We start from the raw sequence: 19,685 nt of genomic DNA on the forward strand, positions 1-19,685 counted from the left end.
GGTCAGCCGGCGTGCTTGCGGCGGGCGGCCATCCGGCCGCGCTGGGTCTGGTCCAGCACCACCTTGCGGATGCGCACCGCGGCCGGGGTGACCTCGACGCACTCGTCCTCGCGGCAGAACTCGAGCGCCTGCTCCAGCGACAGCTTGCGCGGCGGGATCAGCTTCTCCGTCTCGTCGGCGGTCGACGAGCGCATGTTCGTGAGCTTCTTCTCCTTGGTGATGTTGACGTCCATGTCGTCGGAGCGGGAGTTCTCGCCGACGATCATGCCCTCGTACACCTCGGTGCCCGGATCGACGAACAGCTGGCCGCGCTCCTGGAGGTTGGTCATGGCGAAGGCCGTGACCGAGCCGGCGCGGTCGGCGACCAGCGACCCGTTGTTGCGGGTGCGCAGCTCACCGAACCACGGCTCGTACGACTCGAAGACGTGGTGCAGGATGCCGGTGCCGCGGGTCTCGGTGAGGAACTCGGTGCGGAAGCCGATCAGGCCGCGCGCCGGGACCAGCCACTCCATCCGGATCCAGCCGGTGCCGTGGTTGACCAGCTGCTCCATCCGGCCCTTGCGGGTGGCCAGGAGCTGCGTGATGGCGCCCAGGTACTCCTCCGGGGCGTCGATGGTCAGCCGCTCGACCGGCTCGCAGGTCTTCCCGTCGATCTCCTTGGTGACCACCTGCGGCTTGCCGACGGTCAGCTCGAACGACTCGCGGCGCATCTGCTCGACCAGGATCGCCAGGGCCAGCTCGCCACGGCCCTGCACCTCCCAGGCGTCCGGCCGTTCGGTGGGCAGCACCCGCAGCGACACGTTGCCGACCAGCTCCTTGTCGAGCCGGTCCTTGACCATCCGGGCGGTGACCTTGGCGCCCTTGACCCGGCCGACCAGCGGCGAGGTGTTGGTGCCGATGGTCATCGAGATGGCCGGCTCGTCCACGGTGATCAGCGGCAGCGGCACCGGGTTCTCGGCGTCGGCGAGCGTCTCACCGATCATGATCTCCGGGATGCCGGCGACGGCGATGATGTCGCCCGGCCCGGCGGACTCGGCCGGCTTGCGCTCCAGGCCCTCGGTCATCAGCAGCTCGGAGATGCGTACCCGCTGGGTGCTGCCGTCGGTGCGGCACCAGGCCACGCTCTGGCCCTTGCTGATGGTGCCCTGGCGGACCCGGCACAGCGCGAGCCGGCCCAGGAACGGCGAGGCGTCGAGGTTGGTGACGTGCGCCTGGAGCGGCGCGCCCTCGTCGTACGCGGGCGCGGGGATGGTGTCCAGCAGGGTGCGGAACAGCGGCTCCAGGCTGCTGCTGTCGTCCGGGACCGCGCCGTCGGCGGGCTGGGTCAGCGAGGCGATGCCGTCGCGGGCGCAGGCGTAGACGATCGGGAAGTCGATCTGCTCCTCGTCGGCGTCCAGGTCGAGGAACAGCTCGTACGTGTCGTCCACGACCTCCTTGATCCGGGCGTCCGGACGGTCCACCTTGTTGATCACCAGGATGATCGGCAGCCGCGCGCGCAGCGCCTTACGGAGCACGAACCGGGTCTGCGGCAGGGGGCCCTCGCTGGCGTCGACCAGCAGCACCACACCGTCGACCATGGTCAGGCCGCGCTCGACCTCGCCGCCGAAGTCGGCGTGACCGGGGGTGTCGATGATGTTGATGGTGACCGGTTCCGAGCCGTCCGCCGGCATGTACCGCACGCCGGTGTTCTTGGCGAGGATGGTGATGCCCTTCTCGCGCTCGAGGTCCATCGAGTCCATGACCCGCTCGGTGTTCTCACCGCGGGCGCCGTAGGCGCCGGCCTGCCGCAACATGGCGTCGACCAGGGTCGTCTTGCCGTGGTCGACGTGGGCGATGATGGCGACGTTGCGGAGGTCGGTGCGTAGCTGCATACCCTCCATACTCCTGTCTGCGGTTGCCCGGGCACGCCTCGGGGTCACCCCGAGATCGCCCGGATCTGCGTCGAAAGTGCTGTGCCGACCGTTCCAGCGACTGGCATGCTGACACCCGTGCGGGGTGTCCGATGCCTGACCTGCTGAGCTGGCTGCAGGAGCTGCCGCCCCTGCTGATCTACGTGGCCGCCGCGGCGATCGTCGCGGCGGAGACCGCGGTGATCGTCGGGCTGCTGATGCCCGGCGAGGCGACCCTGCTTCTGGTCGGCTTCCTAGCGTACGCGGGCACGCTGCGCCTCGCGCCCGTGCTGGTGGCCATGACCGCCGCCGCCGTGATCGGAGACACACTCGCGTGGCGGGCGGGCCGCCGGTACGGCCCCCGGCTGCGCGCCTCGGGCGTGGGCGCCCGGATCGGCGCACACCGGTGGCGGCGGGCCGACTCGCTGCTGGAGCGCCTCGGTGGCCGGGGCGTGCTCGCCGCCCGCTGGATCGCGTTCGCCCGCACGCTGGCCCCCCGGCTGGCCGGGTCGGCGGGGATGCCGTACCGGCGTTTCGCGCCGTGGAACCTGGCCGGGGTGGCGAGCTGGGTCGGCGCCTCGGTGCTGGCCGGCTACCTGGCCGGTGAGTCGTACGAGCGGGTGTCGAAGCTGCTCGGTCAGGCCACCGGCGCGGTACTGGCTCTGCTGCTGTGCCTGCTCGCCGTGGTGCTCGCCGGCCGCTGGCTGGGGCGCAACCCGGACCCGGTGCGCGCGCTGGCGGCGCGGGCCGTCGCGTTGCCGCCGCTGCGCTGGCTGCGGGCCCGGTACGGGGTGCTGTTCTTCCTGGTCGCCATGCGGGTGGGCCCGGCCTGGAGCCTGCTGATCAACCTGGCGCTGGGGCTGGCGCTGCTGTTCGCGGGCGGGCTGGCCGTGGCGGTGCTGCTGGAGGCGGTCGTCGCGCACAGCGGGCTGGGTGTCCTCGACGGGCTGGCCGCCGACTGGTTCGCCGCCCGGCGTACCCCAGGGGTGGTCGACACGGCGCTGCTCGTGGTGTCGGTGCTGCGCGGCTGGGTGCTGATCGCCGCGGTGGCGGTGGTGGCCGCGGTGGTGGCGCGGCGGGGCCGGGCGTGGCGGGCCGACCCGCTCGGGGTGCCGGGCACTGTCGGGGCCGCCGTACCGCTGGTGTTGCTCGTCGTCGTCGCGGACCTGACCGGTCCGGGCGGCCCGGACCGCCCCGGCGACCTGTTCCCGACCCAGAACGCGGTGGTGACCGCGAGCTTCGGCACGCTCGCCTGGCTGCTGTCGCGGGGTGCCCGCTGGCCGGTGGGCGCGGCGGTGTGGACGGCCGCGTCGGCGGGGGTGGTCACTGTCACCGGCGCGCGGCTCTACCTGGGCTTCAGCACGGCGAGCGGCACCGTCACGGCGGTCCTGCTCGGCCTCGCGTGGACGACCGTGTTCGTGGTGGCGTGGGCGACCCGGGACCGGCTGGCGGACCCGGACGAGCGACCGGCCGACGCGGAACGCGCCGATCGGCCGGCCGACGCGGTCCCGGCGGAGTCGCCGCCCCGGCCCCGGCGCCGCCGGCCGGCGTCTCGGGTACCCCCCGGACCCGTCGATCCTTGCTAGGGTGCGCCGACGGGGGACTACGGGGAGGTCCGATGCGGCGAGGACTCGGCCGGTGGGCCGTGGCAGTGGTGGCGCTGCTTGCGGCGGGCACGCTGACGGCGTGCGGCGAGGAGGAACGGCCGGTCCGGGAGGTCGCCGTGGAACTGCCCACGGCGGCGCCGGCGGAGCAACCGCAGGAGGCGCCGGCCGACGCGCCGAGCGAGGAGCCACCGGCGGTCGCGGCGATGGGCGGGCGGCCCAGTCCGAGCGCGTCGGCGAAACCGAAGCCAGGGGCGAAGCCGACCCGCAAGACCACGGCGCCGCTGGCCCGGCCGAAGCCGCCGACCGAGACCCAGGTGCCACCGGCGCCGCCGAAGCCGGTGGACGACGGCTGCAAGCCGAGCTACCGGGGCACCAAGGCCACCCAGAGCCAGGTCAAGGCGGCGCTCTCCGACGCCGCGGCGCGCACCTACTGGCCGACCTCTGCGCCGGACATCCGCATCCCGTCGGCGCTGCTGAAGGCCACCGCCTGGCAGGAGAGCGGGTGGCAGTCCAACATCGTCGCCTGTGACGGCGGGGTCGGCCTGATGCAGGTCATGCCGGCCACTGCGGAGTGGATGAACCAGCGGTTCGGCCAGTCGTACGACATCGACGCCTACCGCGACAACGCCTACCTGGGCGGCACCTACCTGGCCTGGCTGACCAAGTACATCGGCGACATGTACTTCGAGTCCGACTACCGGCTCGATGCCTCACTGTGCACCGCCGAGCTGAACTCCTGCCTGCTCAACGCCGTGATCGCCGCCTACAACTACGGGCACGGGGCGGTGGCGCGGGAGGACCAGCCGCTGGCCGTCCCCAACCCGCAGTACGTGCGCAACGTGCGGGCGCTGATGACCGAGTGCGAGTGCCTGAGCTTCTGAGCGACCGGACGATCGGGCGGGGGCCGGCGCGTACGCCGGCCCCCGCCCGCCGGTTCAGTCCCGTGCGGGAACCGGGTCGGCCGGCGCCCCGGTGGACGCGTCGGCGTCCCGGGTGATCCGGCCGGGCCACCAGAACCGGTCGCCGAGCAGGAACGCCAGCGCCGGCACCAGGACGGTACGGACCAGCAGCGTGTCCAGCAGCACGCCGATGCAGACGATGATGCCGATCTGGGTGAGCGTGATCAGCGGCAGCACACCGAGCACCGCGAACACCGCCGCCAGCAGGATGCCGGCGCTGGTGATGACGCCGCCGGTGACCCGCAGCGCCGACAGCATGCCCTCGCGGGTGCCGGTGCGCCGGGCGTCCTCCCGGGCCCGGGTGACCAGGAAGATGTTGTAGTCGACGCCGAGTGCCACCAGGAACACGAACGCGAGCAGCAGCACCCCGCTGTCCAGCGCCGGGAAGTCCAGCACGTGGTCGAAGAGCAGCCAGGCCGCGCCGAGGCTGGCGAAGAACGAGCCGATGACCGTGAGCACCAGCAGCAGTGGCGCCAGGAGCCCGCGCAGCAGCAGCACCAGCACCGCGCCGACCAGCAGCAGGATGAGCGGCAGGATCAGCTGCAGGTCCTTGGTGTTGGCCTCGTTCGAGTCGTACGTGGCGGCGACCGAACCGCCGACCAGGGCGCCGTCGGGGGCGTCTGCGCCCTCCACGGCGGGCGGTGCCGAGTCCGGTACGGCGGACACTGCGTCGCGCAGCGCCACCACGGCCCGGTCGGAGGCGGCGCTGCCCGGCTCGGCGGTGAGCACCACGTCGATCTGGGCGACCCGGTCCCCGGCGGCGCCGGGCCGGGCCGAGGCGACCCCGTCGACGCCGCCGGCCGCGGCGAGGACGGCCTGGGCGGCCTGCGGGGTGGTGAGCACCGCCACCGGCTGGGTGCTGCCGGCCGGGAACGCCCGGGCGAGCGTCTCCGCTCCGGCGACCGCCTCCGGCTTCTCGCTGAACTGCTCGGTCTCGGACAGCCCGGTGCGGATGCCCAGGCCGCCGAGGGCGAGGCCGGCGAGCAGCAGGACGGCGAGCGCGGCGACCGGCAGCGGCCGGCGGACGACCAGCTCGCCGAGGCGGCCCCAGATCCGGCCCTCGCGCGCGGCGCTGCCGACGCGGGGGACGAACGGCCAGAACAGGCCGCGGCCGAACAGCAGCAGGGCGGCGGGGAGCACGAACAGGGCGGAGAGCATGGCGAGGATCACACCGGTGGCGCAGGCCAGGGCGAGCGCCCGGTTGGTCTCCTGCTCGGACAGCAGCAGCGTGAGCACGCCGAGGACGACCGTGCTGCCGCTTGCCAGGATCGGCTCGGCGGTGCGGCGCAGCGCGGACCGCATGGCGGCGAACCGGTCCTCCTCGCGGCGCAGCTCCTCCCGGTAGCGGGCGATGAGCAGCAGCGCGTAGTTGGTGGCGGCGCCGAACACCAGCACGCTGGCGATGCCCGTCACCTGCCCGCTGGGCAGGTAGATGCCGAAGGCCGGCACGAGGGACTCCACCACGCGCAGCGTGATCTGCTCGGTCGCGCCCACCACCAGCAGCGGCACCAGCCACAGGAACGGGCTGCGGTAGGTGACGAGCAGCAGCACCGCCACCACGGCGGCGGTGACCAGCAGCAGCGTGGTGTCGGCGCCCTGGAACACCTTGCCCAGGTCGGCGGTGAACGCGGGCCCGCCGGTGACCTCGACGGTCAGCTCGCCGGGCAGGTCACCGACGGCCTCGCGGAGCTTCTCCACCTCGTCGACCACCGCCGACGGCCCGCCCTCGGTGGACAGCGGCACCGCGACCAGCGCCACAGTGCCGTCCGGGGAGACCTGGGCGGGGGAGACCCGCCCACCGGCGGCGAGCGAGCCGAGGTCGCCGGAGATGCCGTCGAGCGTGCTGCGGTCCGCGCCGCTGAGTGGGCCCCCGTCGGCGCGGCTGACCACGACCAGGGCGGTCTGGGCATCCTTGGAGGGCAACTGCTCCTGGAGCCGCTCGACCTGTGTCGACTGCCACTCCACGGACAGGCCGGTGTCGGAGACGGGCGCCGGATTGTCCGGCTTCGGTAGCCCGAAGGCGACCACGCCGACGACGAGCGCGGCGGCCAGCGTGAGCCAGGCGGCCAGCCGGCCCCGGACGACGCGGGTGAACAGAGACATCTGATGCCCTCACATATTGGTCGCGGGGGATTCTCTCTTAACGAGTATCTTGATGAGCGAGATTATCCGGGGTGGTTCTATGCTGCAACCGGAACTGTTCGACAGGGGGGTGGCGGCAAGCGGTGGCGGCGCACAGGATGTACCGGCGACGCGACGACCCGCGCGGTCGCATGGTGGCCGACATCACCAACGACCTGCGTCGTTACTCGGTCGACGCGCAGCACATCGGGCACGCGTTCGCCGGGCTGCACGGGCTCAACGCCACCGACCTGTACGCCCTGATCGCGGTCATGGAGGCCGAGCTGGTGGGCGACCCGATCACCCCCGGCCGGCTCGGCGAGGCGCTCAACCTCTCCTCCGGCTCGGTGACCGCGCTCGTCGACCGGCTGGAACGCGGCGGCCACATCCGGCGCGACCGGGACACCGCCGACCGCCGCAAGATCCTCCTGCACTACGCCGACCGCGGCGCCACGCTCGCGCAGAGCTTCTTCGGGCCGCTGGGCCGCCGTACCGACGAGGTGATGGAGCGCTTCAGCGACGACGAGCTGGCGGTGGTGCACCGGTTCATGGCCGAGATGGTGCACTCCATGCGGACCCACCGGGACGAGATCCGCGCGGCCCCCCGTCGCGGCGCCGCGTCCGGCCCGGCCGACTGATCATGCGGCTGGTCACCCGGGCCGCCACCGCGGCGCTGCGACTGCCCGCCGCCCGCACCGGGCGGGTCGCCGTCACCCGGGACGTCCCGGTCCGGGTACGCGACGGCGTGACGCTGCGCACCGACCACTACGCGCCCGGCCTGCCCGCCGCGCCGTGTGTGCTGATCCGCACCCCGTACGGGCGGGGTGGGCCGATCCGCCTGCTGGGCCGCCTGATCGCCGAGCGGGGCTTCCACGTGGTGATCCAGTCGTGCCGCGGCACGTTCGGCTCCGACGGCGAGTTCGCCCCGCTCGTGCACGAGCGCGACGACGGCCTGGACACGCTGGACTGGCTGCGCCGCCAGCCCTGGTGGACCGGCGCGTTCGGCATGTTCGGCGCCAGCTACCAGGGCTTCGTGCAGTGGGCGCTCGCCGCCGAGGCGGGCGACGAGCTGCGCGCGATGGTCGCGGTGGTGACCGCGTCGGCCACCCGCGACTCCACGTACGCGGGGGAGTCGTTCGCACTGGACACGGTGCTCACCTGGGCCGAGCTGCTGCAGGCGCAGACAGTGCCCTGGCTGGCCCGGCAGTGGGAACTCAAGCGCGGCCAGCCCCGGCTCGCCCGCGCCCTGGCACACCTTCCGCTGGCCGAGGCCGACCGGGTCGCCACCGGCGTGACGGTGCCGTTCTTCCAGGAGTGGCTGCGCCACCACACCCCCGACGCCGGCTACTGGCGTACCCGGGTCTTCGGCGACCGGATCACCGAGGTCCGCGCGCCGGTCGCCATGGTCGGCGGCTGGCAGGACATCTTCCTGCCGGCCCAGCTCGACGACTACGCCCGCCTGCGGGCCTCCGGGGCACGAACCCGCCTGGTCGTCGGGCCGTGGACGCACGGCAGCCCGGGACTGCTCCTGGCCTCGCTGCGGGAGGGCCTGGACTGGCTCGACGCCCACCTGGCCGGGCGGCCCGGGCCGGAACGCGCGCCGGTGCGGGTGCACGTCGGCGGCGAAGGCGGCGGCTGGCGTGACCTGCCGGACTGGCCGCCACCGGCCACGCCCGCCCGGTGGCACCTGCGCTCCGCCGGCGGGCTGGCCCCGGAGCCGCAGGAGCGCAGCGCGCCGGACCGGATCTGGTACGACCCGGCCGACCCCACCCCGTCGCTCGGTGGCCCGCTGCTGGTCGCCCAGCGGGCCGGCGCGGTGGACAACCGGCCGGTCGAGGCCCGCCCCGACGTGCTCACCTACACCAGCGAGCCGTTGCGTGACCCGGTCGAGGTGGCCGGGCCGGTACGCGCCGAGATCCACCTGCGCAGTGAACTGTCGTACCTGGACGTGTTCGTGCGTCTGTGCGACGTGGACCGGCGCGGACGCTCCTGGAACGTCTGCGACGGCCTGGTCCGCGTCGAGCCCGGGCGGTTCCCGCGCGATCCGTCCGGAGTGGTCACCGTGCCGGTGACGCTCTGGCCGACGGCGTACCGCTTCGCGCCCGGGCACCGGTTGCGGGTGCAGGTCTCCGGCGGTGCCCATCCCCGCTACGCGCGCAACCCCGGCACCGGCGAGCCACTCGGCACCGCTGTGACCCTCCGTGCTGGCTGGCGGGAGATCCTCCACGATTGTGAGCATCCCTCGGCGTTGGTGCTGCCGCTCGTGCCGGCACCGTCCACAGCGGGCTGATAGTTCAAAAAACCCCCTCTGAGCTGGGCGCTTTCGCCTAACCGTGGTTAAGCTCGGAGCAAGTGCCCGGTGCCGTGCAGTTATCCGGCGGGGCGCGTCCGCGGATCGCACGTCATCACGCGGTGTGATTTTCGTGCCCTCGCCGGTCATCGATCGGAAGGGGAGCTGCCATGACGTCGGCCCCGGCGAACCTGCTGGCCGTCCGGAACCTGTTACTCACCTACCTCAACGTCGACAAGAAGGCCGTACGCGCCGACGACCTGGAGCCGGCGGAGGTCGGCATCGTCGGCGACGTCAACCATCGCGGCGGCTACCACTGCGGCTCCGACCGGGTCGTCAAGAACGACTACTCGGTGGTGGAGTCCAGCCGGGACCGGTCCGGGCTCACGCTGCACGCGTCCGCGCTGGACGTCGGCACCTTCTCCGTCCGCTCCGGCGGCGGTACGCACAACCTGCGGACCTTCTCCGCCTGGATGGTGGCGCAGTGCGCGGCGAACGCGGCCGACACCCGGGACATCCGGGAGATCATCTACTCCCCGGACGGGCGGACGGTGCGCCGCTGGGACCGGCTGGGGCGGCGGACCAGCGGTGACAGCAGCCACCTGTTCCACACCCATTTCAGCTTCTTCCGCGACTCCACAAAGGCGGGACGGGACCAGACCCCGCTGTTCCGCCGCTACCTCACCGCGATCGGGATGATCGCCGTCGTGAAACCGGAGGACGACATGGAACAGACCGACAAACTCATCGGGAACACCGGCTCGAAGGGCCGTACGGTCGGCGACGTCCTGGCCGACCTGCAGAACCTGCGCAACTGGCTCATCTCGCCGGCGAACACCACCGGCCTGGTCAACCCGCCCATGGCGAACTCGCCGTTGCAGCAGATGCTGGCGATGCTGCGCGCCTGGCCGGCGCTGGTGGCGCAGGTGAACGAACTGTCCGGCAAGGACTTCACCGACGAGGAACAGATCGTCTCCGGGGTGCTGGCCGGGCTGCCGCCGGAGAAGATCGCCGAGGCCATCCCGCCGCAGATCGCCCGCGACGTGGCCGACGAACTGTCCCGCCGGCTGACCGCCTGACCGTCCGGCGCCGCGGCCTCGCGTCGCGGCGCCGCAGTCCGGCCCATTTCGCAAGAGCTGTTGCGCAACAGCTCTTGCGAATGCCAGACTCCCCGCATGGAACAGCCCACCGTCCGGCAGGTCACCGACTCGCGGGTGCTCGCCGCGCTCGCCCACCCACTGCGCCGCCGGCTCATGGACGCGCTCAAGGTGTACGGCCCGTGCACCGTCGGCATGCTCGCCGAGCACACCGGCCAGGCCCCGGCGAACGTGAGTCACCACCTCAAGGTGCTCGCGGCCGCCGACCTGCTGGTCGAGGCGCCCGAGCTGGCCCGCGACCGCCGGGAACGCTGGTGGAAGCCCCGCAACCGGGGCGTGCGCTGGTCCGAGTCCGACTTCGGCGACGACCCGTCCACCCGAGTGGTCGTCGAGGCCGCCGGGTCGCTCAACCTGGAGCGGCACACCGAGCTGGTGCGGGCCTGGCACACCGCGTCGGACGAGACGCGCGCCGCCTGGAACGACGCCCCGTTCAGCACCGACCACTGGCTGCACCTGACCCCGGACGAGCTGGACGTGCTCGGCCGTGAGGTGATCGCCCTGCTCACCCGCTGGTCGGACCGGCCCGTCCCCGACGACGGGCAGCGGCGCGAGCCGGTCTTCGTATTCGCCCACGGCGTCCCGGGCCGGCCGTGACCGCCCACGGCGTTCCGGCGCCGGCCGCGAACACCTTACCGGGGCGCCCGTTGTGACCGCCCCCGCGCGCACCTCCGGGCCGGTCGAAGCGCCGCCCGGCCGGCTGTTCCGGCACCGCGACTTCCGGCTGCTGTGGACCGGTCACACGGTCAGTGCCGTGGGCAGCAACATGACCGCCGTGGCGCTGCCGCTGGTCGCGGTCGCGGTGCTCGACGCGACGACCTTCCAGGTGGCGGTGCTCACCGCCGCGGCGTGGCTGCCCTGGCTGTTCGCCGGCCTTCCGGTCGGGGCGTGGGTCGACCGGGTCCGACGCCGTCCCGTGATGATCGCCGCCGACCTGGTCGCCGCCGCGCTGTTCGCGAGCGTCCCGGCGGCCGCCCTGCTCGGGCTGCTCACCGTCGGGCACCTGCTGGCCGTGGCGCTCGGCGCCGGGCTGGCCCGGGTCTTCTTCGAGACCGCCGACCAGGTCTACCTGCCCACGCTGCTGCGTCCCGAGCAGGTGCCCGAGGCAAACGCCCGGCTGCACGCCACCCAGACCGCGAGCTACCTCGTCGGCCCGGGACTGGCGGGTCTGATCGCCCAGCTCGTCGGCGCGGTGACAGCGGTGGCGCTGGACGCGCTGACCTTCCTGCTCTCCGCGCTCTGCCTGCGCCGCATCAGCGCGGTCGAGGCGCGGCCGCACCGGGGCACCGGGACGACGTCACTGCGCCGGGAGGTCGCCGCCGGGCTGCGGTTCGTCGTCCACGACCCGTACCTGCGGGTGCTGACGGTCTTCGGGGCGGCGAGCAACATCGGGCTTACCGGCTACCAGGCCGTGCTCGTGGTGTTCCTGGTCCGCTCGGCCGAGCTGCCCGCCGGGCTGGTCGGCCTCCTGATCGGACTGGCCAGCCTCGGCGGAGTGGTCGGGGCCGCGCTGGCCGCGCGCCTGGCCCGCCGGCTCGGAACCGCCCGCACGCTGCTGTTGGCCGGCGCCCTGACCGGGCCGCCCGCGCTGCTGATCCCACTCGCCGGTGCCGGCGCGCGCACAGCCTGGCTGGTGCTCGGCGGCATGCTGGTGAGCCTGGGCGTCGCGATCGGCAACGTCGTAAAGGGCAGCTTCCGGCAGACGTACACGCCGCACCGGCTGCTCGGCCGCGTCACGGTGAGCATGCACCTGCTCAACTACGGGACGATTCCGCTGGCCGCCCTGCTCGCCGGGGCGCTGGGCGCGGCCTGGGGGCCGCACGGCGCGATCCGGGCGATGACCGCCTGGCTGGCGCTGACCCCGCTGATCCTGCTCGCCGGGCCACTACGGAGACGACGCGACCTGCCGACCGCGCCGTCCTGATGATGTACTGCGGCGGCGGTCGGAGCCCGACCGCCGCCACCGGCACGCGCTACATCGGACGAACGTTGTCCGCCTGCGGGCCCTTCTGCCCCTGGGTCACCTCGAACTCGACCTTCTGACCCTCGTTCAGCTCGCGGTAGCCACCGCTCTGGATGGCCGAGTAGTGGACGAACACGTCCGGGCCTCCGCCGTCCTGCTCGATGAACCCGAAGCCCTTTTCCGAGTTGAACCACTTGACCGTGCCGGTTGCCATGCGTCTCTCCCTGTTCAATGCGAGCGAGCACCGGCTCCGCGGCCGGTGATCGCCCTGTACCACCCCGACAGTAACCGTCCGGACCGGAATTCGCTGCCGGAAGCGCGCGGCGCGCCCGTGAATACGTGCCGCGCCGGGCAAAATGACCCCGGCGTCCGGCGCGGCGCGGCATGCTTGCCCCGATGAGCAGGCAGACGGCTCTGGCCGACCTGGAGCAGGAGATCGCGGCGCCCGGCGCGGGCCCGGACCGCCTGCGCCTGGTCGGTACGCCGTTCGTGCCGGAGGTACGCCTGCACCTGGCCGAGGACGCCATCCTGTGGTGGGCCCGGATGGAGGCCGCAGCCGGGCGGTCGTTGCCGCCGCCGTACTGGGCGTCGGTCTGGGCCGGTGGTCAGGCGCTCGCCCGGCACCTGCTGGACCACCCCGAGCTGGCCGCCGGGCGGCGGGTGCTCGACCTGGGCGCCGGATCGGGGCTGGTCGCCATCGCCGCCGCGCTCGCCGGGGCCGACCAGGTGGTCGCCAACGACATCGACCCGTACGCGGTGGCGGCGGTCACCGTCAACGCCCGGGCCAACCGGGTCCGGGTGACCGCCGACGGCGCCGACCTGCTCGACGGGGTGGCGGGCGCCGACCTGCTGGTGGCCGGGGACGCGCTCTACGACGCCGGCCTGGCCGCCCGGGTCCTGCCCTACCTGCGGCGCTGCGCCGCACACGGTGTGCAGGTGCTGGTCGGCGACCCGGACCGGGGCCACCTGCCACCGGACGGGCTGGAACTGGTGGCGAGCTATCCGGTGCCGACCACCGAACCCTCGGTCGACACCCCGGTACGCCGGGTGCAGGTGCTCCGGCCCCGGTGACCCGGCCGACCCTAGGGGTCTGCCCGGCCGGGTGTCGGGGACCACTGGGGGATCATGCCCGATGTGCCGGCGGGCAGCCGCCGCATAGCGTGCAGCTCATGAACGAATTCGTGGCCGCCGCCGGTGAGCTGCCCACCACCCTGCTGATGGGGCTGCTCGGCGTGGTCATGCTCGCCGACGCCGTACCCCTGATCGGGGTGCTGGTGCCCGGCGACGCCGCGGTCCTCGCGGCGGTCGGCGCGGATCGTCCGGCCGGTGGGGCGCTGGCCGTCGCGACTGTGGTCGCCGGATGCCTGGCCGGCTGGTCGCTGAGCTTCTTCGCGGGCCGGCGCTGGGGCGGGCGGCTGCGGGACAGCCGGGTGGGCGGCTGGATCGGCGAGTCCCGCTGGGCCGCCGCCGAGACGCTGCTGCACCGCGGCGGCGGACGGATCGTGCTGGTGGCGCCGTTCCTGCCGGTGTTCAACGCGTTGCTGCCGCTGGCCGCCGGCGGGCTGCGGATGTCGTACCGGCGGTTCCTGGCCTGCGCGGCGTTGGGGGCCACCGCGTGGGCCGGGCTCTACGTGGCGCTGGGGCTCGCCGCGCGGACGCTGACCGGCCTGCTGCCCGGCGCGTTCAACCCCACGGTGCTGACCATGGCGGTCGGGCTGCTGCTGGCCGGCCCGGTGCTGCTCGCCACCCGGCGCCGGCTGCGGGCGGTCACCGGCTGACCGCGCCCGGCCCGGCCGTCACGGGGGAGGCCGGGCCGGGCGTGCTCACCAGCCGCGGGCGCGCCACTGCGGCAGCGCGGGCCGCTCGGCGCCGATGGTGCTGTCCTTGCCGTGGCCCGGGTAGAACCAGGTGTCGTCCGGCAGCCGGTCGAAGAGCTTGGCCTCGACGTCGTCGATGAGCCGGCCGAAACGCTCCGGGTCCTGGTCCGTGTTCCCCACGCCACCGGGGAAGAGCGAGTCGCCGGTGAACAGGTGCGGGGCGCCGGCCGGGTCGCGGTAGAGCAGCGCGATCGAACCCGGCGTGTGCCCGCGCAGGTGGATGACCTCCAGCGCGCAGTCACCGACCGGCACCGTGTCGCCGTCGCCGAGCCGCTCGGCCTCGATCGGCAGGCCCTCGGCGTCGTCGGTGTGCACCAGCGCGCGCGCCCCGGTCTTGGCCACCACCTCCTCCAGCGCGACCCAGTGGTCCATGTGCTGGTGGGTGGTCACCACAGCCGCCAGCCCGCCGTCGCCGACCAGCTCCAGCAGGCGCGGCGCCTCGTTCGCGGCGTCGATCAGCACCTGCTCGCCGGTGGCGTGGCAGCGCAGCAGATAGGCGTTGTTGTCCATCGGGCCCACCGACAACTTGGTGACGGTGAGCCGGTCGAGCTCGCGCACGGCCGGCGGACCGCCGGGCGTGACGTCTCCGGTGTAGGTCATGACGATGTTCAGATCCATTCCGGTGGGTTCGGCAGAGGGCCGTCGGGTTCGACGGTGAGCAGCTCGCCCGCGCCCCGGCCGGTCAGCCAGGCGGCGAGTTCCGGCGCGGGGCCGGTGACCGTGGGCGCCCCCTCGGGGTCACCCACGACGAGTTCGGACGCCGCGCCGTCGAAACGCAGCACCATGGCGGGCGCGGCCGGGTTGCCGGCCAGCCCGGTCACCACCTCGTGCAGCAGCCGCTGGGCGAACGCCTCCGGCCAGTCCGCCGGCCGGTACCCGGCCGCCAGGTCGACGTGGTGCACCTCGACCTCGCGCAGCCGGCCCCAGACCAGCATCGCGGCCGGCCACGGGCCGCGCCGGGTCTGCACGGTGGCGCCCCAGGCCTCCACGGGCATCGCCGCGACCGCCGCGTCGAAGCGCTGGCCGCTGCGGCGTACGTCGTCCAGCAGGTCGGCCGGGCCGCGCCCGGCGCCGGCGTCGATGTCGTCGGCGCGGGCCTGCGCCGAGGCGTACATCGGGATCTCCTCGCCGGTGCGCGCCGAGGTGAGCAGGTTGACGAACCCGTCGGCGTTGCGGGCCAGGTGGGTGAGCACGTGCGCGCGGGTCCAGCCCGGCAGCAGCGAGGGCGCCGCGACGTCCGCGGCGGTCAGGCCGGACACGGTACGCAGCAGCCGGTCGTTCGCCTCGGTCAGCGCGCCGGTCAGCAGCAGGGGGTCGCTCGTCATCTCGTTCTCACGCGTCCGACCCTAGCTGGCCGGACCGGGCCGTGCCCGGGGGGAAATCGCTTTCGGCGCGTCGGCGTGCCACCTACCGTCGGGGCCGACGACATCGCCGCCGGCGCCGGACGCGCCGGGGTCCACGTCGTCGCGAACGCGGCACCGGGAGTCGGAGGGGAGGTGGTGCGCATGCCGGTCGCAGCCCGTGTGTTCCGCCGTACCTCCCCCTCGACACCGATGAGGACACCATGACTCTCGATCTGACCGCCCTCGGCTGGGACGCCGGCTGGGCGGCCCATCTCGACCGGCGCGCCGGCCACCGTCACGGGCGGGTCGCCCGGGTGGACCGGGGCGTCTGCACCGTGCTGTGCCCGCAGGGGCCGGTGCGGGCCAGCCTCGGCGGCGGCGTGCTGTCCGCCGCCGCCCGCGACCTGACCGCGCTGCCCTGCGCGGGCGACTGGGTACTGCTGTCCACCTGGCCGGACGGCCCGGTCACGGTGGAGGCGGTGCTGCCGCGGCGTACCGCCCTGGTGCGGCGTACCGCGGGCAAGGACGCCAGCGGCCAGGTGCTGGCCGCCAACCTCGACGCCGCCGCGGTGGTCGAGCCGGTGCACCCGGAACCGGACGCCGCGCGGATCGAACGGCTGCTCTCCCTGGTCCACGAATCAGGGGCGGAGCCGCTCGTCGTGCTCACCAAGGCCGACCTGGCCGCCGACCCGGCGGCGGTGGCCCGGCAGCTGGCCGACCTCGCGCCCGGTGTGCCGGTGCTCGCGGTCAGCGCCGAGCGGGGCACCGGCCTGGCGCCGCTGCGCAGGCAGGTCGCCCCGGGACGCACGCTCGGCCTGCTCGGCCCCTCCGGCGCCGGCAAGTCGAGCCTGGTCAACGCGCTGGCCGGGGCGGACGTGATGCGCACCCAGGCGATCCGCCGCGTCGACGGCAAGGGCCGGCACACCACCACCTGGCGGTCGCTGGTGCCGCTGCCGGGTGGGGGAGCGGTGCTGGACACCCCCGGCGTACGGGCGGTCGGCCTGCTCGACGGCGCGTCCGGCCTGGACCGGGCGTTCGCCGACATCACCGAGCTGGCCGCCGGCTGCCGGTACGCCGACTGCGCCCACGACGCCGAGCCGGGCTGCGCGGTGCGGGCCGCGCTTGACGACGGCGCGCTGCCGGTGCGCCGCTGGGAGAGCTGGCGCCGGCTGCAGCGGGAGATCGAGTACGAGGGCGGTCGCCGCGCGGCCCGGCTGGCGGCCGAACGGCGGGGCGGCCGGCGGGGCGGGCGGCGACGCACCGGACGTCCGGCGACCCCGCCCGCTCCCGGGGCATTCTGAGCCCGCACGGGCCGGTCGGGTGGACCTGCGTGGTTCCCGCCCGACCGGCCTGAGCTGGGGGAATGTTCGCGCGACGGAAGTTGTCATACGTCGGGGCTAGAGTTGCCGAGGCGTCTTTTCTGCGCCCCGACAACCTGTGAAAACCACCCAGACCCGGCGTCTGGTGCACAGATCCGCCTCATATTCTTCTTCCGGGAGCACACGCACCGTGGCCGACCGACTGATCATCCGTGGCGCGCGCGAGCACAACCTGCGTGACGTCAGTCTCGACCTGCCCCGGGACGCCCTGATCGTCTTCACCGGGCTCTCCGGTTCGGGCAAGTCGAGCCTGGCGTTCGACACCATCTTCGCCGAGGGGCAGCGCCGCTACGTCGAGTCGCTGTCGTCGTACGCCCGGCAGTTCCTCGGCCAGATGGACAAGCCCGACGTCGACTTCATCGAGGGCCTCAGTCCCGCCGTCTCCATCGACCAGAAGTCCACCTCGCGCAACCCGCGCTCCACCGTCGGCACGATCACCGAGGTCTACGACTACCTCCGCCTGCTGTTCGCCCGCATCGGCGAGCCGCACTGCCCGATCTGCGGCGAGCGGATCTCCAAGCAGAGCCCGCAGCAGATCGTCGACCGGGTCCTGGCGATGGCCGAGGGCACCCGGTTCATGGTGCTCGCGCCGGTGGTGCGCGGCCGCAAGGGCGAGTACGTCGACCTGTTCGCCGAACTCCAGGCCAAGGGCTACGCCCGTGCCCGGGTCGACGGCGTGGTGCACCCGCTCACCGAGCCGCCGAAGCTCAAGAAGCAGGAGAAGCACACCATCGAGGTGGTGATCGACCGGCTCAGCGTCAAGCCGAGCGCCAAGCAGCGGCTGACCGACTCGGTCGAGGCCGCGCTCGGCCTCTCCGGCGGCCTGGTGCTGCTCGACTTCGTCGACCTGCCGGAGGACGACCCGGCCCGGGAGCGCCGCTACTCCGAGCACCTGGCCTGCCCGAACGACCACCCGCTCGCCATCGAGGACCTGGAACCCCGGGTCTTCTCCTTCAACGCCCCCTACGGCGCCTGCCCGGAGTGCACCGGCCTCGGCACCAAGAAGGAGGTGGACCCCGAGCTGGTCATCCCCGACCCGGAACGCACGCTGCGCGACGGCGCGATCCAGCCCTGGGCCACCGGGCACAACCTCGAATACTTCCTGCGGCTGCTGGAGGCGCTCGGCGAGGCCGAGCACTTCGACATCGACACGCCGTGGCGGGCGCTGCCGTCGCGGGCGCAGAAGACGATCCTGCACGGCTCCGACGACCAGGTGCACGTGCGTTACCGCAACAAGTACGGCCGTGAGCGCTCCTACTACACCGGGTTCGAGGGCGTGGTGCAGTGGATCGAGCGCCGGCACACCGACACCGAGTCGGAGTGGTCCCGGGACAAGTACGAGGGCTACATGCGGGACGTGCCCTGCGCGGCCTGCGGCGGCACCCGGCTCAAGCCGGAGGTGCTCGCGGTCACCCTGGCCGGCAAGAGCATCGCCGAGGTCTGCAACCTCTCCGTCGGCGAGGCGGCCGACCTGCTCGCCGGCATCGAGCTGACCGACCGGCAGAAGATGATCGCGGAGCGGGTGCTCAAGGAGATCAACGCCCGGCTGAAGTTCCTGCTCGACGTCGGCCTGGACTACCTCTCGCTGGACCGCCCGGCCGGCACGCTCTCCGGCGGTGAGGCCCAGCGCATCCGGCTGGCCACCCAGATCGGCTCCGGCCTGGTCGGCGTGCTCTACGTGCTCGACGAGCCCTCGATCGGCCTGCACCAGCGCGACAACCACCGGCTCATCGAGACGCTGCTGCGGCTGCGCGGCCTGGGCAACACGCTGATCGTGGTCGAGCACGACGAGGACACCATCCGGGTGGCGGACTGGATCGTCGACATCGGCCCGGGCGCGGGCGAGCACGGCGGCGAGATCGTGCACAGCGGGTCGGTGCCGGCGCTGCTGGACAACGCCGAGTCGGTCACCGGGGCGTACCTGGCCGGGCGAAAGTCGATCCCGACGCCGGCCGCCCGCCGGCCGCAGACCCCGGGCCGCGAGCTGGTGGTGCACGGCGCCCGCGAGCACAACCTGCGCAACCTCACCGTGGGCTTCCCGCTGGGCCAGCTCATCGCGGTCACCGGCGTCAGCGGCTCGGGCAAGTCGACGCTCGTCAACGACATCCTCTACGCCGTGCTGGCGAACCAGATCAACGGCGCCCGGCTGGTGCCCGGTCGGCACACCCGGGTCACCGGTCTGGAGCACGTGGACAAGGTCGTCGGCGTGGACCAGTCGCCGATCGGGCGGACGCCGCGCTCCAACCCGGCCACCTACACCGGCGTCTGGGACCACGTCCGCAAGCTCTTCGCGGAGACCACCGAGGCCAAGGTCCGGGGGTACGGCCCGGGCCGGTTCTCGTTCAACGTCAAGGGCGGGCGCTGCGAGGCGTGCTCCGGCGACGGCACCATCAAGATCGAGATGAACTTCCTGCCGGACGTCTACGTCCCCTGCGAGGTGTGCAAGGGCGCGCGCTACAACCGCGAGACGCTCGAGGTGCACTACAAGGGCAAGACGGTCGCCGAGGTGCTGGACATGCCGATCGAGGAGGCGGCCGACTTCTTCTCCGCCATCCCGGCCATCCACCGGCACCTCAAGACGCTCGTCGACGTCGGCCTCGGCTACGTCCGTCTCGGCCAGCCCGCGCCGACGCTGTCCGGCGGCGAGGCGCAGCGCGTCAAGCTCGCCTCCGAACTCCAGAAGCGCTCCACCGGCCGCACCGTCTACGTGCTCGACGAGCCCACCACCGGCCTGCACTTCGAGGACATCCGCAAGCTGCTGATGGTGCTGGAGGGCCTGGTCGACAAGGGCAACACGGTCATCACCATCGAGCACAACCTCGACGTGATCAAGACGGCCGACTGGCTGATCGACATGGGCCCCGAGGGCGGTCACCGGGGCGGCACCGTCATCGCCACCGGCACGCCGGAGGAGGTCGCCGAGGTGCCGGACAGCCACACCGGGGAGTTCCTGCGGCCGATCCTCAAGCTCGACGGCGAGGCCAAGGGCGCCAAGGCGGCCACCACCCGGGCGGCCAAGGCCAACGGCAGCGCCAAGTCGCGGGCCCGCAAGGTCCCCGCCGGGGCGCGCTGACCCGTCCGGTACGCGTTTTCGCAGGCCGGG

General features: G+C 73.4%; 16 protein-coding genes. 11 read left to right on the forward strand and 5 right to left on the reverse strand.

The genetic code is table 11. The annotated features are described in order from the left end of the window. Positions 1 to 2: 2 nt before the first annotated feature. Positions 3 to 1,871 carry a translational GTPase TypA gene (typA, locus tag F8279_RS08020; RefSeq protein ID WP_151499530.1) on the reverse strand — a complete coding sequence of 623 codons (1,869 nt, stop codon included), beginning with the start codon at positions 1,869 to 1,871 and terminating at the stop codon, positions 3 to 5. 131 nt (positions 1,872 to 2,002) lie between these two features. Between typA and F8279_RS08025 the strand changes: the two genes are divergently transcribed. Next, entirely contained in the window at positions 2,003 to 3,475 is a 1,473-nt protein-coding gene (locus tag F8279_RS08025) for a DedA family protein (protein ID WP_151499531.1), read from the forward strand. Positions 3,476 to 3,507: 32 nt separating this feature from the next. Further along, positions 3,508 to 4,377, forward strand: a complete 870-nt coding sequence (locus F8279_RS08030; protein ID WP_151499532.1) for a lytic transglycosylase domain-containing protein — start codon at positions 3,508 to 3,510, stop codon at positions 4,375 to 4,377. Positions 4,378 to 4,431: 54 nt separating this feature from the next. Here the strand turns inward: F8279_RS08030 and F8279_RS08035 are convergent, their stop codons facing one another. Next, positions 4,432 to 6,558, reverse strand: a complete 2,127-nt coding sequence (locus F8279_RS08035) for an MMPL family transporter (protein WP_151499533.1) — start codon at positions 6,556 to 6,558, stop codon at positions 4,432 to 4,434. Positions 6,559 to 6,695: 137 nt separating this feature from the next. Between F8279_RS08035 and F8279_RS08040 the strand changes: the two genes are divergently transcribed. The 5 genes from F8279_RS08040 to F8279_RS08060 all read left to right on the forward strand — a co-directional run bounded on the left by F8279_RS08040 (position 6,696) and on the right by F8279_RS08060 (position 11,944). Then, the gene (locus F8279_RS08040) at positions 6,696 to 7,214 is read left to right on the forward strand and encodes a MarR family winged helix-turn-helix transcriptional regulator (RefSeq protein WP_091420471.1); all 519 of its coding nucleotides are present in this window, start codon (positions 6,696 to 6,698) and stop codon (positions 7,212 to 7,214) included. Beyond that, positions 7,211 to 8,866: a CocE/NonD family hydrolase gene (locus F8279_RS08045; RefSeq protein ID WP_192580654.1), complete on the forward strand. Its 1,656-nt coding sequence runs from the start codon at positions 7,211 to 7,213 to the stop codon at positions 8,864 to 8,866. Before F8279_RS08040 ends, F8279_RS08045 begins: the two co-directional genes overlap by 4 nt. A gap of 170 nt (positions 8,867 to 9,036) precedes the next feature. Continuing rightward, positions 9,037 to 9,945 carry a hypothetical protein gene (locus tag F8279_RS08050; RefSeq protein WP_151499535.1) on the forward strand — a complete coding sequence of 303 codons (909 nt, stop codon included), beginning with the start codon at positions 9,037 to 9,039 and terminating at the stop codon, positions 9,943 to 9,945. 96 nt (positions 9,946 to 10,041) lie between these two features. After that, positions 10,042 to 10,617: a helix-turn-helix transcriptional regulator gene (locus tag F8279_RS08055; protein WP_151499536.1), complete on the forward strand. Its 576-nt coding sequence runs from the start codon at positions 10,042 to 10,044 to the stop codon at positions 10,615 to 10,617. Positions 10,618 to 10,669: 52 nt separating this feature from the next. Further along, the gene (locus F8279_RS08060) at positions 10,670 to 11,944 is read left to right on the forward strand and encodes an MFS transporter (RefSeq protein ID WP_151499537.1); all 1,275 of its coding nucleotides are present in this window, start codon (positions 10,670 to 10,672) and stop codon (positions 11,942 to 11,944) included. Positions 11,945 to 11,993: 49 nt separating this feature from the next. Here F8279_RS08060 and F8279_RS08065 read toward each other — a convergent pair whose 3' ends face one another. Next, positions 11,994 to 12,197 (reverse strand): cold-shock protein, encoded by a 204-nt coding sequence (locus tag F8279_RS08065; protein WP_091059998.1) that lies wholly within the window; start codon positions 12,195 to 12,197, stop codon positions 11,994 to 11,996. A 182-nt stretch (positions 12,198 to 12,379) separates the two neighbouring features. Between F8279_RS08065 and F8279_RS08070 the strand changes: the two genes are divergently transcribed. Together F8279_RS08070 and F8279_RS08075 are read left to right on the forward strand one after the other, a co-directional pair. Next, on the forward strand, positions 12,380 to 13,054 hold the full coding sequence (locus tag F8279_RS08070; protein WP_151499538.1) for a methyltransferase: 675 nt from the start codon (positions 12,380 to 12,382) through the stop codon (positions 13,052 to 13,054). A gap of 98 nt (positions 13,055 to 13,152) precedes the next feature. Next, positions 13,153 to 13,761, forward strand: coding sequence for a DedA family protein (locus F8279_RS08075; protein WP_151499539.1), 609 nt, complete (start codon positions 13,153 to 13,155; stop codon positions 13,759 to 13,761). Positions 13,762 to 13,806: 45 nt separating this feature from the next. On the opposite strand, the gene F8279_RS08080 is transcribed toward F8279_RS08075, so the two are convergent. Together F8279_RS08080 and F8279_RS08085 are read right to left on the reverse strand one after the other, a co-directional pair. Beyond that, on the reverse strand, positions 13,807 to 14,460 hold the full coding sequence (locus F8279_RS08080) for an MBL fold metallo-hydrolase (RefSeq protein WP_151499540.1): 654 nt from the start codon (positions 14,458 to 14,460) through the stop codon (positions 13,807 to 13,809). Between the two features lie 8 nt (positions 14,461 to 14,468). Continuing rightward, complete coding sequence (locus F8279_RS08085) at positions 14,469 to 15,185, reverse strand: maleylpyruvate isomerase family mycothiol-dependent enzyme (RefSeq protein WP_151499541.1); 717 nt, start codon at positions 15,183 to 15,185, stop codon at positions 14,469 to 14,471. A 239-nt stretch (positions 15,186 to 15,424) separates the two neighbouring features. Here F8279_RS08085 and rsgA point away from each other — a divergent pair, with 239 nt between their 5' ends. Next, positions 15,425 to 16,504 (forward strand): ribosome small subunit-dependent GTPase A, encoded by a 1,080-nt coding sequence (gene rsgA, locus F8279_RS08090; RefSeq protein ID WP_151499542.1) that lies wholly within the window; start codon positions 15,425 to 15,427, stop codon positions 16,502 to 16,504. Between the two features lie 208 nt (positions 16,505 to 16,712). Next, on the forward strand, positions 16,713 to 19,655 hold the full coding sequence (gene uvrA / locus F8279_RS08095) for an excinuclease ABC subunit UvrA (RefSeq protein WP_151499543.1): 2,943 nt from the start codon (positions 16,713 to 16,715) through the stop codon (positions 19,653 to 19,655). The last annotated feature ends 30 nt before the right edge of the window (positions 19,656 to 19,685 follow it).

This window comes from Micromonospora sp. AMSO1212t, from assembly GCF_008868145.1.
GTDB lineage: Bacteria > Actinomycetota > Actinomycetes > Mycobacteriales > Micromonosporaceae > Micromonospora > Micromonospora tulbaghiae.